The organism is Falsiroseomonas sp. HW251, assembly GCF_050563545.1.
GTDB lineage: Bacteria > Pseudomonadota > Alphaproteobacteria > Acetobacterales > Acetobacteraceae > Falsiroseomonas.
The window spans coordinates 64,053-79,158 of record NZ_JBNXUM010000017.1; the positions used below are offsets into that span (position 1 = coordinate 64,053).

General features: G+C 71.0%; 15 protein-coding genes and 1 tRNA gene. 5 read left to right on the plus strand and 11 right to left on the minus strand.

Features of this window, described 5'->3' with window-relative positions:
- Window positions 1–149: 149 nt before the first annotated feature.
- The 7 genes from ACLF3M_RS20365 to ACLF3M_RS20395 all read right to left on the minus strand — a co-directional run bounded on the left by ACLF3M_RS20365 (window position 150) and on the right by ACLF3M_RS20395 (window position 4,837).
- Window positions 150–830 carry a zinc metallopeptidase gene (locus tag ACLF3M_RS20365; RefSeq protein ID WP_430658811.1) on the minus strand — a complete coding sequence of 227 codons (681 nt, stop codon included), beginning with the start codon at window positions 828–830 and terminating at the stop codon, window positions 150–152.
- Window positions 831–836: 6 nt separating this feature from the next.
- Window positions 837–1,622, minus strand: coding sequence for an SDR family NAD(P)-dependent oxidoreductase (locus tag ACLF3M_RS20370; protein WP_430658812.1), 786 nt, complete (start codon window positions 1,620–1,622; stop codon window positions 837–839).
- Window positions 1,623–1,746: 124 nt separating this feature from the next.
- Window positions 1,747–1,822, minus strand: a tRNA-His gene (locus ACLF3M_RS20375).
- Between the two features lie 39 nt (window positions 1,823–1,861).
- Entirely contained in the window at window positions 1,862–2,938 is a 1,077-nt protein-coding gene (locus ACLF3M_RS20380) for a WD40/YVTN/BNR-like repeat-containing protein (protein WP_430658813.1), read from the minus strand.
- A gap of 2 nt (window positions 2,939–2,940) precedes the next feature.
- Complete coding sequence (locus ACLF3M_RS20385; protein ID WP_430658814.1) at window positions 2,941–3,210, minus strand: MoaD/ThiS family protein; 270 nt, start codon at window positions 3,208–3,210, stop codon at window positions 2,941–2,943.
- Window positions 3,211–3,251: 41 nt separating this feature from the next.
- A complete protein-coding gene (locus ACLF3M_RS20390; RefSeq protein WP_430658815.1) occupies window positions 3,252–3,650 on the minus strand; it encodes a hypothetical protein in 399 nt (132 codons plus the stop codon).
- Window positions 3,647–4,837, minus strand: coding sequence for an aminotransferase (locus ACLF3M_RS20395; protein ID WP_430658816.1), 1,191 nt, complete (start codon window positions 4,835–4,837; stop codon window positions 3,647–3,649). The genes ACLF3M_RS20390 and ACLF3M_RS20395 overlap by 4 nt, the downstream gene beginning before the upstream one ends.
- 313 nt (window positions 4,838–5,150) lie before the next feature.
- On the opposite strand from ACLF3M_RS20395, the gene ACLF3M_RS20400 reads away from it, so the two are divergent.
- From ACLF3M_RS20400 to ACLF3M_RS20415, 4 genes are all read left to right on the plus strand, one after another.
- On the plus strand, window positions 5,151–5,489 hold the full coding sequence (locus ACLF3M_RS20400) for a P-II family nitrogen regulator (protein WP_430658817.1): 339 nt from the start codon (window positions 5,151–5,153) through the stop codon (window positions 5,487–5,489).
- Between the two features lie 191 nt (window positions 5,490–5,680).
- Window positions 5,681–7,120 (plus strand): type I glutamate--ammonia ligase, encoded by a 1,440-nt coding sequence (gene glnA / locus ACLF3M_RS20405; RefSeq protein ID WP_430658818.1) that lies wholly within the window; start codon window positions 5,681–5,683, stop codon window positions 7,118–7,120.
- 161 nt (window positions 7,121–7,281) lie between these two features.
- Entirely contained in the window at window positions 7,282–8,982 is a 1,701-nt protein-coding gene (locus ACLF3M_RS20410) for a solute carrier family 23 protein (RefSeq protein WP_430658819.1), read from the plus strand.
- A 73-nt stretch (window positions 8,983–9,055) separates the two neighbouring features.
- Complete coding sequence (locus ACLF3M_RS20415) at window positions 9,056–10,756, plus strand: solute carrier family 23 protein (RefSeq protein ID WP_430658820.1); 1,701 nt, start codon at window positions 9,056–9,058, stop codon at window positions 10,754–10,756.
- An 8-nt stretch (window positions 10,757–10,764) separates the two neighbouring features.
- Here the strand turns inward: ACLF3M_RS20415 and ACLF3M_RS20420 are convergent, their stop codons facing one another.
- Window positions 10,765–11,559, minus strand: coding sequence for a maleate cis-trans isomerase family protein (locus ACLF3M_RS20420; protein ID WP_430658821.1), 795 nt, complete (start codon window positions 11,557–11,559; stop codon window positions 10,765–10,767).
- A 2-nt stretch (window positions 11,560–11,561) separates the two neighbouring features.
- Window positions 11,562–12,521 carry a Bug family tripartite tricarboxylate transporter substrate binding protein gene (locus ACLF3M_RS20425; RefSeq protein WP_430658822.1) on the minus strand — a complete coding sequence of 320 codons (960 nt, stop codon included), beginning with the start codon at window positions 12,519–12,521 and terminating at the stop codon, window positions 11,562–11,564.
- A gap of 108 nt (window positions 12,522–12,629) precedes the next feature.
- Here ACLF3M_RS20425 and ACLF3M_RS20430 point away from each other — a divergent pair, with 108 nt between their 5' ends.
- Window positions 12,630–13,388 (plus strand): metallophosphoesterase family protein, encoded by a 759-nt coding sequence (locus tag ACLF3M_RS20430; RefSeq protein WP_430658823.1) that lies wholly within the window; start codon window positions 12,630–12,632, stop codon window positions 13,386–13,388.
- Here ACLF3M_RS20430 and ACLF3M_RS20435 read toward each other — a convergent pair.
- Together ACLF3M_RS20435 and ACLF3M_RS20440 are read right to left on the minus strand one after the other, a co-directional pair.
- Window positions 13,381–14,187 carry a carbohydrate ABC transporter permease gene (locus tag ACLF3M_RS20435; protein ID WP_430658824.1) on the minus strand — a complete coding sequence of 269 codons (807 nt, stop codon included), beginning with the start codon at window positions 14,185–14,187 and terminating at the stop codon, window positions 13,381–13,383. The genes ACLF3M_RS20430 and ACLF3M_RS20435 overlap by 8 nt on opposite strands.
- Window positions 14,184–15,056, minus strand: coding sequence for a carbohydrate ABC transporter permease (locus ACLF3M_RS20440; RefSeq protein WP_430658825.1), 873 nt, complete (start codon window positions 15,054–15,056; stop codon window positions 14,184–14,186). The genes ACLF3M_RS20435 and ACLF3M_RS20440 overlap by 4 nt, the downstream gene beginning before the upstream one ends.
- Window positions 15,057–15,106 lie beyond the last annotated feature (50 nt).

A 15,106-nucleotide genomic window follows, 5' to 3' on the forward strand; every position in this document is an offset into this window, starting at 1 on the left:
ACGGGTCCTCCGGCTGGCGTTGCGGCGAGATGGCCGCCTGCGCCGGAACCAGCAACCCATATGCCGCCGCCTATTCAGGCAGCCCAAACGAATGCAGGGCACGATTCGCACAACCCGCGGGCGACCTGCCCATCAATGCGTCAGAAGCGCTATCGCCCGAACCAGCGCAGCACGTTCAGCAGCGTCGCCAGCCCCGCCGCGACATAGGTCAGCGCCGCCGCGCGCAGCACGCGGCGGATCCGCGGCAGATCCTCCGGCGCCACATAGCCGCCGCGCTCCAGCACCGGCAGCGCCTTGCCGAAGCTGGCGTCGAGCTCAACGGGCAGCGTCACCGCATGCACGGCCAGCCGCCCGGCAAAGAGCGCGACGACCAGGCCGAGCTGCAGCAGCGCCAGCCCGGGTGCGCGCGCCGCGACGAAGACCAGCGGGGTCAGCAGCAGCGTGACCTGCGCGACGCGGTCGAGCGGCGCGATGATCCGCACCAGCGCCTGCCGTCGGCGGAAGCCGGGCTCGCCGCGGGCATGCTGCACGGCATGCGCGACCTCATGCGCCGCGACGGCCACGGCGGCGAGGGAACGGCCGTCGCGATGCGCGGGCAGCAGGCGCACCACGCGGGCCTCGGGGTCGTAGTGGTCGCCGGCATCGGTCTCCTCGACGCCGACGTCGTGCAGCCCGGCCTCGTCCAGCAGGTGCCGCGCGAGCTCGCCGCCGGTGCCGGGCAGGTCGGGCCGGTCGGCGCCGGCGCTCTCGAGCACATGCCGCACCCAGAGCTGCGGCCCGAAGACCAGGCCCAGCAGCCCGAGCAGCGCGACGATGCCGAGGATCGCCATGGCGGGTCAGACGACGGGGCTGCGCCCGCCATCCACGTTGATCGCCGTGCCCGTGATGTAGCTCGCGGCGTCGGAGACGAGGAAGGTCGCGAGTGCGGCGAATTCCTCGGGACGGCCGTAGCGGCCGAGCGGCAGGCCGGCGCCGGCCTTGGCGAGCCAGGCCTCGTAGCTCTCGCCGGTGTCGGAGGCGGCGTGGCGCTTCTGGTGCTGCTCGCTGTCGAACAGGCCGACCAGCATCGCATTGACCAGGATGCCGACCTTGGCACCTTCGTTCGCCATCACCTTGGTCAGCGCCATGCCGGCGGCGCGGGAGACGGCGGTGGGCGCGGTCTCGGCCGCGGGCGCCTTCGCGGCGATGGCAAGGACGTTAATGATGCGGCCCCATTGCCGCTCCGCCATGCCCGGCCAGACCGCGCGGGAGAGGCGGATCGCGCCAAACAGCTTGAGGTCGAGGTCGGACTGCCAGAGCGAGTCCGGGACCTCCGGGAAGGGTCCGCGCTGGCTGGTGCCGGCGTTGTTGACCAGGATGTCCACGGGGCCGAGTTGCGCGACGGTCTGCTCCACGGCTTTCGCGCAGCCCTCGGCGGTCGCGACATCGGCCGAGATCGCGGCGACGCGCGCGCCCTGGAAGCGGCCGACGATGCGCGCCTTCGCGGCGTCGAGTTCGGCCTGGCGGCGGGCGACGATGGCGACGGCGGCGCCGGCCTCCACGAAATGCTCGGCCATGGCGAGGCCGAGGCCCTTGGAAGCGCCGGTGATCAGGGCCGTGCGGCCATCGAGACGGATCTGCATGCTGGGGACGTCCTTGGGAGTTGGCTTGGCGAAGCCTACCCACGCCACCAGGGCCGCGATAGCGGCCCACGCAACAGCCCCGCAGCAGGCGTTCGGCGTGGCGCAAGCGGGCGTGCAGGGAAACTGGGGCGACCAACGGGACTCGAACCCGTGACATCCAAGACCACAACCTGGCGCTCTACCAACTGAGCTATGGCCGCCGCAGAGGGCGGCGGTTTAGGGCCGCGGGGGCGCCGCCGTCAACCGGCCAGGGCCAGGGCGGCGATGGGAGGCAGGTAGGTGGCAAGCTGACGCCAGCTCTCCCCGCCATCCCCGCTCGCCCAGAGGTTCCCGGTGGTCGAGCCCATGACCAGCCGCCGCCCCGCCCCGTCCACCGCCAGCGCATGGCGGTAGACCAGGTCGTAGCAGTCGCGCTCCGGCAGGCCCCGGCCCAGCACCTCCAGCGTGCGGCCGCCGTCGCGGGTCCGCGTGGCGACCATCCGGCCGTCCACCGGAACCCGGCATTCGTCCTTCACCGCCGGCGCGAACCAGGCGGTCAGCGGGTCGCGCGGATGCGCTGCGACCGCGAAGCCGAAGCGTGACGGGGCGGGGGCGGTGACCTCCTCGAAGCTCTCGCCGAAATCGGTCGAGCGGAAGATGCCGTTGTGGTGCTGCGCCCAGAGCACGTCAGGCGCCGCGGCGCAGGCCTGCAGCAGGTGGACGTCCTGCATGCCCTGGTCGAAGGCCTGGGCGGGCGGCATGTATTCCGCGCGAAGCCCCTTCCCCGCCAGGCGCCAGGTGCCGCCGCCGTCGCCGCTGACCCAGACGCCGCCGGTCGAGATCGCGATCGCCATGCGGCGGCGGTCGCGGGGGTCCACGACGATGGAATGCAGCCCGGCATCGTCGTAGCCGCCGCCGACCCAGCCCGCGCGCTCCGGCACGTCCCACAGGCCACGGACGAGGTCCCAGGTCGCGCCGCGATCGGCGCTGCGGAACAGCGCGGCGGGCAGCGTCCCGGCCCAGATCACGCCGGGCTCGTCCGGACCGCCGGCGGCGAGCGTCCAGATCATGTCGAGCGCCTTGGGGTTCTCGCCCTCCTTCGGCAGGGCGGGCACCGCGACCTCGGTCCAGGTCGCGCCGCCATCGTCGGACCGGTGCAGCTTGCAGCCGAAATGGCCGAGGCGCAGCGCGGCATAGAGCGCGCCGTCCCGCGGGTCATGAAGCACGGCGGAGACGGGCTCGGCCAGGAAGGCGGGGCGGCCGAGCCGCCAGCCCTCGCCCTCGGCCGGGCAGACGAAGAGCCCCTTGCGCGTGGCGACCAGCAGCCGCGTGGACATCGCTATCCTCCCGAAAGCGCCTGGAACACGAAGACCTCGTCGTCTGGCGCAAGCGGATCGGACAGCGCGCTGCGGTCGGCGACGGCGGCATCGTTCACGAAGATCGTGACGTGCTTGCGCAGCCTGCCGTGCTCGTCCAGCAGGTAGCCGCGCAGCCGCGGATTGGCGGCGAAGGCAAGGTCGAGCGCCTCGCGCACGGTCGCCGCGGCCCCTTCGACCGCGGGACAGTCGAGGTGCCGGCGCAGGTTCGGCGTGAAGGCGATGCGCGCCATGGCCCGAGGCTACCGCCGGGGCGGCGCCAAAGGCGAGCGGATTACCGACGGCGGAAGGTCAGGTCGCAGGGCCGCGTCTCGAGCCGACGGCCGGTGCCGCTGTTGCCGGCGAAGCGCGCCTCGACGGTGTAGCGGTAGTCGGATTGGCGGGGCACGCGGCCGACCGCGCGGTTGGGATCACCCGTGGTGCCGACCGCGCGCAGCCGGGCGGTGCCGTCCGGACGGATCGGGCCTTCGAGGTGCAGCGTGCCGTCGCCGCGATAGTCGCCGACCAGCAGCCCGGCCTCCACGCGCGCGGGGAAGCGCAGCGTGTAGCCCAGCGCGCCGTCAGCGGCATTGGTGCAGGCCACCGTCACGTCCCAGGTGCCGTCGAAAGCGGACGGCGCCTGCGCCGCCGCCCCGCCCGCCACGAGCAGGAACAGGACGGCCGCGCGCCTCATGCCACGGCGGCGGGCGCGGCGCGGCGCCGTTCGAGCCAGGCCTCGATCCGGCCCAGCGCGGCTTCCAGCAGCTTCTCGTTCTTGCAGAAGGCGAAGCGGACGTAGTGGCTCGGCGCGTCCGGTCCCGCGTAGAAGGCCGTGACGGGAATCGCGGTGACCTTCGCCTCCTCCGTCAGCGTGCGGCAGAACGACACGTCGTCTCCGGTCCAGCCGAGCGGGCGGACGTCGGTCGTGATGAAGTAGCTGCCGCGAGTCTCGAGGACGCCGAAGCCGAGCCGCGCCAGGCCATCGGCCAGCAGATCGCGCTTCCGCTGCAAGGTGGAGGAGAGTTCCGCGAAGTAGCCGTCGTCCTTCATCAGCCCCACCGCGACCCCGCGCTGCAGGTTGGGCGGCGTCGTGAAGGTCAGGTTCTGGTGCGCCTTGGCGACGTTCGGCGCAAGCGAGCGGTCGCAGGTGACGTAGCCGACCTTCCAGCCCGTCAGGCTGAAGGTCTTGCCGGCGCTGCCGATCCGCATGCAGCGTGCGCGCATGCCCGGCAGCGTCATCAGCGGGATGTGCTTCCAGCCGTCGAAGGTCAGGTGCTCATAGACCTCGTCGCAGATGGCGTAGGCGTCGTGCTTCTGCAGAAGCTCCGCGACGAAGGCGAGCTCGGCCGCGGTGAAGACCTTGGACGCCGGGTTCATCGGCGTGTTGAGCAGGATCGCCTTGGTCCTCGGGCCGAAGGCGGCGGCGAGCTCGGCGCGCGGCAGCTCCCATTTCGGCGGCGACAGGCGAACAAGCTTCGGGATGGCGCCGAGCAGCTTCACCACGGGCAGGTAGGTGTCGTAGAGCGGCTCGATCAGCACGCATTCGTCGCCGGGGTTCAGCACCGCCATCAGGCAGGCCGTCAGCGCCTCCGTCGCGCCGGACGTCACGACGATTTCCGTCTTTGGATCCACCTCGATCCCGTAGAAGCGGCGGTTGGCGGCGGCGACGGCCTCGCGCAGCTCCGGCACGCCGGTCATCGGCGGGTACTGGTTGCGGCCGTCGAGCAGCGCGGCGGCGGCGGCCTGGAGCACGTCGGCCGGGCCGTCATAGTCGGGAAAGCCCTGGCCGAGGTTGATCGCGCCATGCTCGACGGCCAGCGCCGACATGACGGTGAAGATCGTGGTGCCGGTGGCGGAGAGCAGGTCGTTCTGGGACTTCACGTCGCGGATCCGGGAAGGGCGGTCTTGATGGGCCGCGGAGAATGGCGATGCCGGCGCGGCAGCGCAACGCCTGTTGCTGTGCCATGCCGACGCACTAGGCAATTTGCCTGCGTTGTGGTCACCTGACGATGCGCCCATGCGAGAATCCCGAGGCGGTGGCGTTGCCGGGCTGGCACGGCCCATGCAAAACCCCGCCGGCCCGGGGACGTCCGCGGGCCCCGACCGGCCCAGTTCGGACGGGGCGCGGCGGGACCACCGGGGGGAAGGATCGCAGCCGGGCGCGTCACGCGCGGCGTGCGGAGCGACGGAGCCGATGAAGAAGATCGAGGCCATCATCAAGCCCTTCAAGCTCGACGAGGTGAAGGACGCGCTGCACGAAATCGGCCTGCAGGGCCTGACCGTCGTGGAGGCGAAGGGCTTCGGCCGCCAGAAGGGCCATACCGAGCTCTACCGCGGCGCCGAATACGTCGTGGACTTCCTGCCCAAGGTGAAGATCGAGGTAGTGTGCCCCGACGACCTCGCGGAGCGCGCGATCGAGGCGATCACCGCCGCCGCGCGCACGGGGCGCATCGGCGACGGCAAGATCTTCGTCAGCGACATCCAGGAGGTCATCCGCATCCGCACCGGCGAACGCGGCGACGACGCGGTGTAGCGGACGGACAGGGATCGCCGCCGGCTTCCGCCGGCGGCTCGGGCCGGACGACCGGCCCACCTTATCGCCGGGGGCGCCCGGGGCTGGATGATCCAGGCCCGGGCGACGGCGGGAAGGGCCCGCGGCGGGGACCGGCCCTCGTCGCGGCGCAAGCAGGGACCGGGACACTAGACGGGACAGGACCTCACACGATGGCGAAGAAGCCGGCAACTGGTGGCGGGAACGCCGCCGTCTCCAAGGTCATGGAGATGATCAAGGAGCACAGCGTCGAGTACGTGGACTTCCGATTCACCGATCCCCGCGGCAAGTGGCAGCACACCGCGCAGCACGTCTCGACGATCGAGCCGGACGTCTTCGAGGACGGCATCATGTTCGACGGCTCCTCGATCGCCGGCTGGAAGGCGATCAACGAGTCCGACATGATCCTGATGCCCGACGCCTCCACCGCCGTGATGGATCCCTTCTCGGCCAAGCCGCAGATGATCCTGTTCTGCGACATCGTGGAGCCCTCGACCGGCCAGATGTATTCGCGCGACCCGCGTTCGACCGCGAAGCGCGCCGAGGCCTACCTGAAGACCACGGGGATCGGCGACACCGCCTTCTTCGGCCCCGAGGCCGAGTTCTTCGTCTTCGACAGCGTGAAGTTCGGCACGGGCGGCAACTACGGCATCTATCAGCTCGACAGCATCGAGGGCCCCGGCTCCTCCCTGAAGGACTACCCCGAGGGCAACATGGGCCACCGCCCCGTCGTGAAGGGCGGCTACTTCCCGGTCCCGCCGGTGGACAGCGAGCAGGACCTGCGCGCCGAGATGCTCTCCACCATGGGTGAGATGGGCCTGCCGATCGAGAAGCACCACCACGAGGTCGCGCAGTCCCAGCACGAGCTCGGCACCAAGTTCGGCCCCCTGGTCCAGCAGGCCGACTTCATGCAGATTTACAAGTACTGCGTGCACAACGTCGCGCACAGCTACGGCAAGACCGCGACCTTCATGCCGAAGCCGATCTACGGCGACAACGGCAGCGGCATGCACGTCCACCAATCCATCTGGAAGGCGGGCAAGCCGGTCTTCGCGGGCAACGGCTATGCCGACCTCAGCGAGACGGCGCTCTACTACATCGGCGGCATCATCAAGCACGCCAAGGCGCTGAACGCCTTCACCAACCCCACCACCAACTCCTACAAGCGCCTGATCCCGGGCTTCGAGGCGCCGGTGCTGCTGGCCTATTCCGCCCGCAACCGCTCGGCGTCCTGCCGCATCCCCTATGCGACGAGCCCGAAGGCCAAGCGCGTCGAGGTCCGCTTCCCCGATCCGGGCGCGAACCCCTACCTGGCGTTCAGCGCGATGCTGATGGCCGGCCTCGATGGCATCAGGAACAAGATCCATCCCGGCGAGGCGATGGACAAGGACCTGTATGACCTGCCGCCGGAGGAGCTGAAGGGCATCCCGACGGTCTGCGGCAGCCTCCGCGAGGCTCTGCAGTCGCTCGCCGCCGACCACGACTTCCTTCTGGCCGGCGACGTCTTCACGAAGGACCAGATCGAGTCCTACATCGAGCTGAAGTGGTCCGAGGTGTACAAGTTCGAGCACACCCCGCACCCCGTCGAGTTCGAGATGTACTACTCCATCTGACCTGACGGCGCGCTTCGGCGCATGGGGGCCGGTGCCGGGAGGCGCCGGCCCTTTTTCTTGCCCGCAGGCATGGCCGCCGGCGGTTGCGGGATCGGCGGCTCTGGACGATATGGGGCGGCAACAGGTTGCGCCACGGCAGGACGGCGCGCCCAGGGGGGTGGATGCAGAAGCCAGGCGACTTGGCCTATGGCCTGGACGATCGTCCGCCTGCGGCGGTCATCGCGACGACAGCCCTCCAGCAGACCGCGGTCGTGCTGATCTGGGTCTTCCCCAGCATCCTTCTGGCCCGCGCCGTGCACGCCACGCCGGCCGATGCGGCGGCGCTGATCAGCACCGCCTTCGTGGTCGCGGGCGTTGCCACCATGCTGCAGGCGGTGCGCCGCTGGGGCCTGGGCAGCGGGTTCCTGGCGCCCGTCTCCGCCTCCTCGGCGCATATCATTCCGGTCCTGCTGGCCGCCCAGGCCGGCGGCCTGGCGCTCGTCGCGGGAATGACGGTGATCAGCGGCGCGGCAACCATCCTGCTCGCGCGGCTGCTGCGCCATGTCCGCTCGCTCATCCCGCCGGAGATCGCGGGCGCCGTCGTGCTGATCATCGGGCTGTCCATCAGCGTCACCGGCGCGCAGATCCTGCTGCGCACGACGGATGGCGAGCCGCCGGGCGCCGAGGAGATGGCGGTCGCGCTGGTCACGCTGGCCGTCGGCGTCGCGCTCAGCATCTGGGGGAAGGGGCCGCTGCGCTGGGCCTGCATGCTCTTCGCCATGGTGGCGGGCACCGCCACGGCGGCCGGACTCGGCGTGCTGGAGGTGTCCGACGACTTCCGCGGGGCGAGCCTGCCGGTGGTTGCGCTGCCCGCGCTGGGAAGCTTCGGCTTCGCCTTCGACCTGGCGCTGCTGCCGGCCTTCCTGGTCGCCTCGGTCGCAAGCGCGCTGAAGACCGCGGGCGTGGTGACCTCGCTGCAGAAGCTCAACGACGCGGGTTGGACGCGGCCGGATTCGCGCAGCATCACCGGCGGCGTGACGAATGACGGGATCGCGACGATGCTCGCCGGGCTCGGCGGGGTGCCGCCAATGAACCTCGGCGCGACCAATGCCGCGATCCAGATGGCGACCGGGGTGACCAGCCGCGTCATCGCCTTCGCGACCGGCGGGCTCTGCCTGGTGCTGGCGTGCTTCCCCGGCGCGGCGGCGGCGGCGGCGCAGATGCCCGGCGCCGTCATCGCCGCGACGCTGATCTATTCCGGCGCGCTGATGATGGCGAGCGGCATCCAGCTGGCCGCCGCGCGGCTGATGGACACGCGCCGGAGCCTCGCGATCGGCCTCGCCCTGTCGGCCGCGCTGGCGGTGGAAGCGGTGCCGCGCCTGGTGGAGTGGATGCCGGCGGGCCTGAAGCCGCTGATGACCGCGACGGGCTTCGGCACGCTGGCCGCGATCGGGCTGAACGCCCTGCTGCGCATCGGCGTGCGCCGGCGCGTCACGCTGACGGTGCCGGGCGGCGAGATCCGGCCGGCGGAGGTGGACGAGTTCGTCACCGGCGCCGGCGCTGCCTGGGGCGCGCGGCGGGAGGTCGTCTCGCGGCTCTCCCACCTCGTCGCGAGTTGCATGGACGCGATCGCGGTCTCGGGCGTGGCGCGCGGCGACGTCGCGATCGCGATCGCGCATGACGAGACGACGCTCGACCTGCGCATCGCCTGGCAGGGTGCGCCGCTGGTCCTGGCCGACCGGCCGCCCACGCCCGACGAGATGATCGACGACGAGGACGCGCCGGCACGGCTGGCCGGCCACATGATCCGGCGCCTGTCGGACAGGGTGCGCCTGCGGGAGAAGGGCGGGACGGTGGAGCTGCTGCTGACGCTCGACCAGTAGCCTCCCGGTTGCGGCCGCGCGGAAGCCGGCGGATGATGCCCGGACCGGAACGACGCCAGCGCCGGGAGATGGGATGCGCAAGCCAGCCGAGCTAGCCTATGGGCTGGACGACCATCCGCCCGCCAAGGTCGTCGTCGCCACGGCCCTGCAGCAGGCGACCGTGGTGCTGATCTGGGTGTTTCCGACGATCCTGCTGGCACGCGAGCTCCGCGCCTCGCCGGCCGATGCGGCGGCGCTGATCAGCATGTCCTTCATCGCCTGCGGGCTGGGCGTCATTGTGCAGGCGACGCGCTGGTCGGGGCTGGGCTGCGGGCTGCTGGCGCCTGTCAGCATGTCGAGCCCGCACATCCTGCCGTCCCTGCTGGCCGCGCGGGCGGGCGGGCTGCCAATGGTCGCGGGGATGACGATCCTCAGCGGGCTGATGACCATCGTGCTCGCCCAGGGGCTGACGCGGATACGCAACCTGATCCCGCCCGAGATCGCGGGCGCGGTGGTGCTGATCATCGGCCTCGCGATCTGCATCACGGGGGCGCAGACGCTGCTGGTCGCGGAAGGCGGCGCGCCGCCGACGTTGGAACAGCTGGCGGTCGCGCTGCTCACCATCGCGGTCGCGATCGGGCTCAGCGTCTGGGGCCGCGGGGTGCTGCGCTGGGCCTGCATGCTGTTCGCGATGACGACGGGCTGCGTCGCTGCCTGGCTGCTCGGCGTGCTGGAGGTGACGCAGGAATTCCGCGATTCCTGGCTGCCGGTGGTCGCGTTGCCGCGCTTCGTCGGCGGCGGCTATGCGTTCGAGCCGGCGCTGCTGCCGGCCTATCTGGTCGCGTCCATCGCCAGCACGCTGAAGACGGCGGGCATCGTGACCACGCTGCAGAAGCTGAACGATGCGGACTGGATCCGGCCGAACCAGAAGCAGATCGTCGGCGCCGTCACCGGCGACGGGGTCGGCACGATGCTGGCGGGGCTGGCCGGGACCTCGGCGGTCAATGTCAGTGCGACCAATGCCGCGATCCAGCACGCGACCGGCGTGACCAGCCGCGTGATCGCCTATGCCACCGGGGCGGCCTGCATCGCGCTGGCCTGCTTCCCCGCGGCCGCGGCGACGGCGTCGCAGATGCCCGCGCCGGTGATCGCGGCGACGCTGCTCTACGCCGGTGCGCTGATGACGGCGGGCGGCATCCAGCTCGCGGCGTCGCGCCTGCTGGACACGCGGCGGAGCCTGGCGATCGGACTGGCGATCGCCGCGGCGCTGGCGGTGGAATCGGTGCCGGCGCTGGTCGGCTGGCTGCCGCCGGAGCTGCGGCCGTTGATGACCGCGACGGGCTTCGGCACGATGGTGGCGTTGCTGCTCAACGCCGTCCTGCGCTTCGGCGTTCGCCGCGACGTGACGCTGACCGCGCCGCATGCCGCGATCCCGAGCAGCGAGGTCGACGATTTCGTCACCCGCGCCGGCATGGCCTGGGGCGCGCGGCGGGAAGTGGTTTCGCGCGTCGCGCATCTCGCGGCGAGTTGCATGGATGCGCTGGCGACATCGGGCGTCGTTGCGGGCGATGCCCGGCTGCGGCTGACGCTGGACGAGGCGGTGATCACGCTGCGCATCGCCTATGAGGGGCCGGCGCTCGTGCTGGCGCAGGCGCCGCCGACGCCGGAAGAGATGCTGGAGGACGAGAACGCGCCGGCGCGGCTCGCGGGCTTCATGGTGCGCCGCCTGTCGGACCGGCTGCGCGTGCGGGAGAAGGGCGGGACGGTCGAGCTTGTCCTCAGCGTGGACCAGTAGGGGCAGATTCAGTCGGGCCGCCCACCGCCCCCGCGCGGCGCCAGACGCGCCTCGTAGCGCGCGCGCCAGCCCTCGCCGCGCACCCAGGCCAGCAGGCTCCCGGCATCCGGCGCGACGCCATCCAGCGCGCAGATGCTGCGCCAGCCCAGCGCCAACATGCAGGACAGCACGGGCACGCCGCCATGGAAGGGCGTGCGCAGGATCGGCGCCAGCGTCGGCATCCCCGTCCCCAGCATCGCGATCGCGTCGAGCCCGCGGGGATCGAGCGCGATCAGCGCGTCATGCGCGCCCTGCCCCGTCATCGCGTAGATCGGGTGGAAGACGCCGTCCTTCTGCTGCGACCCGCTGACGCGGACAACGCGGAAGCCGAGCGCCGTGAAATACGCGACCCCGGCGTCGGTCAGGTCCTGCGGATAGGGGCTGACGAGGCCGATGCGCGTCGCACCCAGCGCCTGGAAGGCGTCGCGCACCGCGTGTCCCGCCGTGACGAAGGGCACGCCGCGCGCGGCGGAGATGCGCTCGACCGCCTGTGTCTCCCGCTCGACGCCCGCGAAATAGGACGCGCCGGTGCAGGCGAAGGCGATGGCGCCGACCGGGGCGTTGGCGAACTGGTCCGACCAGGCCTCGAGCGACGCCAGGTAGTCAAGCAGCCGCGCGACGATCGTCGGCTTCGCGCTGGTCATGCGGGCGTTGAGCATGGCGACACCGGGCGGCAGGAGCGCAGCGAATTCCGGCTCCACCGTGGTGTTGGCCTGCGGGGTCAGGACGCCGAGCAGGCCGCGCGGCGCATACTCGACGGCCATCGCTACTCCAGCCTGACGTTGTTGGCGCGGATGATGCGCTCGTAGCTCTCGGTCTGCTGCGCGAGCCGCGTGCGGAAGGCCGCGGCGCCGTCGGCCTGCACCTCCCCGCCGAGTTCGCCGATGCGCGTCTTGATCGCGGGCTCGTTGAGCACCGCGGCGATCTCCCGCTCGATCCGCGCGATCATCGCCGGCGGCGTCTGGCCCTGCACCAGAAGGCCCTGCCAGGTGCCGGCATCGGGCTCCGGCCAGCCGAGTTCGCGGAAGGTCGGCAGGTCCGGCAGGTTCGCGAAGCGCCGCGGACCCGTCACCGCGATGCCGCGCATCTGCCCGCCCGTGACATAGGGCATGGATTGCGTCGCGCCGGCCATGGTCACGTTCGCCTCGTTCGACACCAGCGCGACCAGCGCCGGCGCGCCGCCGCGATAGGGCACGTGCTCCATCGTCGTGCCCCAGGATGATGCGAGCGACAGCGCGACCAGGTGTGTCAGCGTCCCCGTGCCGGAATTCGCGGCGTTCAGCTTGCCGGGATTGGCCTTTGCATAGGCGACGAGTTCCGCCGCGTTGCGCACCGGAAGCTGGTTGTTCACGGCCAGGATGTAGGGCGCGTAGATCAGCATCTGCACCGCGGCGAGGTCGCGTTCCGGATCGAAGGGCATGCGCGCAAAGAGGAACGGGTTGGTCGCCAGCACCGACACGTCGAGCACCAGCATGGTGTGGCCGTCCGGCCGGCTTTTCGCGACGGCGTCTGCGCCGATGTTGCCGCCGGCGCCGGCCCGGTTCTCGACCACCACGTTCTGGCCGATGCGCTGCTGCAGGGACGGCGCAATGAGCCGGGCCAGGATGTCGCTGGTGCCGCCCGGCGCGTTGGGGACGATGAGGCGGACGGTCTGGCTGAACTCCTGCGCCAGGGCGGGCGTGGCGAGGGCTGCGGCGCTGGCCGCGAGCAGCGTGCGTCGTTGCATGGTCGTTCCTTCCCGGTCCTTGCCTGCGCCATCCTCGCCCGCAGGGGGCGCGGCCTGTCAAGGCGGCGATGCCGGGCTAGACTGCCCGGACAAGCGAAAAGGGGGGCCATGCGCATTGCAGTGATCACCGATGTCCACGGCAACGTCGCCGCGCTGGAGGCGGCGCTGGACGACATCGCGGCGCGGGGCGTGCAGCGTGTGCTGTGCCTCGGCGATTGCGCGTCGGGGATGATGTGGCCGAATGAGACGGTGGCGCTGCTGATGGACCGCGCCATCGCGACGGTGCGCGGCAACCACGACCGCTGGATCACGGAACACGGGCCGAACCACAAGCCAGGCCAGGACGCGGTCGCCTATGCCGAGACCACGCCGGACCAGCGTGCCTGGCTTTTCGAACTGCCGGAGCGCATCGTCCCGGCACCCGGCGTGCTGGCCTGCCATGGCACGCCCAGTTCCGACACGCAGAACCTGCTGGAGGAGCCCGTCGGCGGCCGCCTGGTGCCGGCGCCGCTGGACACGCTGCGCGCACGGCTGGGCGAGGACGGGATGGCCGCGCGCATCGTGCTCTGCGGCCACAGCCACCAGGCCGGCGTGGTGCGCATTCCCGGCGGGCCGCTGGTGGTGAACCCCGGCAGCCTCGGCCTGCCGGGCTTCCGGATCACGCGCGGGGAGAACCCGCATGTCGCGGAAGCGCGGTCGCCGCATGCGCGCTACGCCGTGCTGACGCTGGACGAGGGCGGCGCGGACCGCGTGGACCTGCTGGCCGTGCCCTATGACTGGGAGAGCGCCGCGCGAAAAGCGGAGGAACGCGGCGCGCCGGTCTGGGCCGCGGTCCTGCGCACGGGCTTCATCTCCATGCCTACCTGATCCCGGCGCGCATGAACGACTGCACGAACTGACGCTGGAACAGCAGGAAACCCAGCAGCAGCGGCGCCGAGGTCATCAGCGTCGCTGAGGAGATGATCGCCCAGTCGATGCCCTGGTCGGTGGAGGCGAAGACCGACAGCCCCACGGTCAGCGGCCGCGTCTCCACGGTGTTGGTGATGACCAGCGGCCACAGGAAGTTGTTCCAGTGATAGCTGACCGATGTCAGCCCATAGGCGAGGTAGGTCGGCTTCGCCAACGGCACATAGACGCGCCAGAGGATCGCCAGCGTGCCGCAGCCCTCGACGATGGCGGCTTCCTCGAGCTCCTTCGGGACCTGGCGGAAGGTCTGGCGGAGCAGGAAGATGCCGAAGGCGCTCGCCATGTAGGGCAGGCCGATCGCCAGGATCGTGTCCACCAGGCCGAGGTCCCGCATGGTGCGGTAGTTCTCGACCAGCAGCACGTCCGGCATGATCATGAGCTGCAGCAGCACCAGCGAGAACAGGATCCCGCTGCCGGGGAAGCGGCTGCGCGCGAAGGCGAAGGCGGCCAGCGTGCAGAGGATCAGCTGCGCCACCAGGATCAGCGTCACCAGGATGAAGGTGTTCAGGAAGTAGCGCGCGAAGGGCGCGGCATCCCAGGCCGCGGCGAAGTTGTGCAGGGTCAGCGGCGCGAGGAGCTCGAAGCGGGTGGTGTAGGCGCTGGGGTGGAAGGCCGCCCAGAGCGCATAGAGAAGCGGGGCGATCCAGATGATGCCGAGCAGCCAGGCCGCGAGGGTCTCGATGAGGCGCGTGAAGCTCATCGATAGTGGACGCGCCGCTCGACGACGAGGAAGTTGAACAGCGCGGTCAGCGCCAGGAAGCCCAGCAGGATCACGGTGAGCGCCGAGGCCGCCGCCGTGTCCCAGAAGCGGAAGCCCATCTCGTAGATGTAGGTCAGCAGCAGCTGCGTCGCATTGTCCGGCCCGCCCTTGGTCATGACGATGACATGGTCGACCAGGCGGAAGGCGTTGATCACCGCGTTGACCAGGATGAAGAGCGTGGTGGGGCCGAGCAGCGGCATCGTCACGCGCCAGAAGACGCGCGCGCGCGACGCGCCCTCGATCGCCGCGGCCTCGTACAGGTTGGGTGGGATCGCCTGCAGCGCGGCGAGGTAGAAGATCATGAAGAAGCCGGCTTCCTTCCAGACGGCCACCGCGATCATCGCGCCGAGCGCGGTGCGCGTCTCGCCGATCCAGTTGGTCGGGCCCCAGCCGAAGAGCGCGCGCGTGACCTGGTCCAGCAGCCCGTAATCCGGCGTGTAGAAGAACAGCCAGAGGTTCGCGACCGCAATCATCGGCAGCACGGTCGGCGTGAAAAAGGCGATGCGCAGCGCGGTGCGGCCCTGGATCTTGCCGTTCACCCAGATCGCCATGGCCAGCGCCAGGCCGATCGAGAGCGGAATGGACGCCGCGGCGAAGACCAGGTTGTTGGTCAGCGACTGCCAGAAGATCGGATCGTCCAGCAGGTCGATGTAGTTGTCGGCGCCGACGAAGACGCCAGGACGATTGGCGCGCGGCGTCGAGAAGAAGGAATGCCAGACCGTCGCCACGGCGGGGTAGTGGGTGAAGGCGATCAGCAGGACCAACGCCGGCGTCAGCAGCAGCCAGGCGTGGAGGGTGGTGCGGTTCATGGGGTGACGACGGCGCGCTGGTGCCCCCTCCCCAACCCTCCCCCGCAACA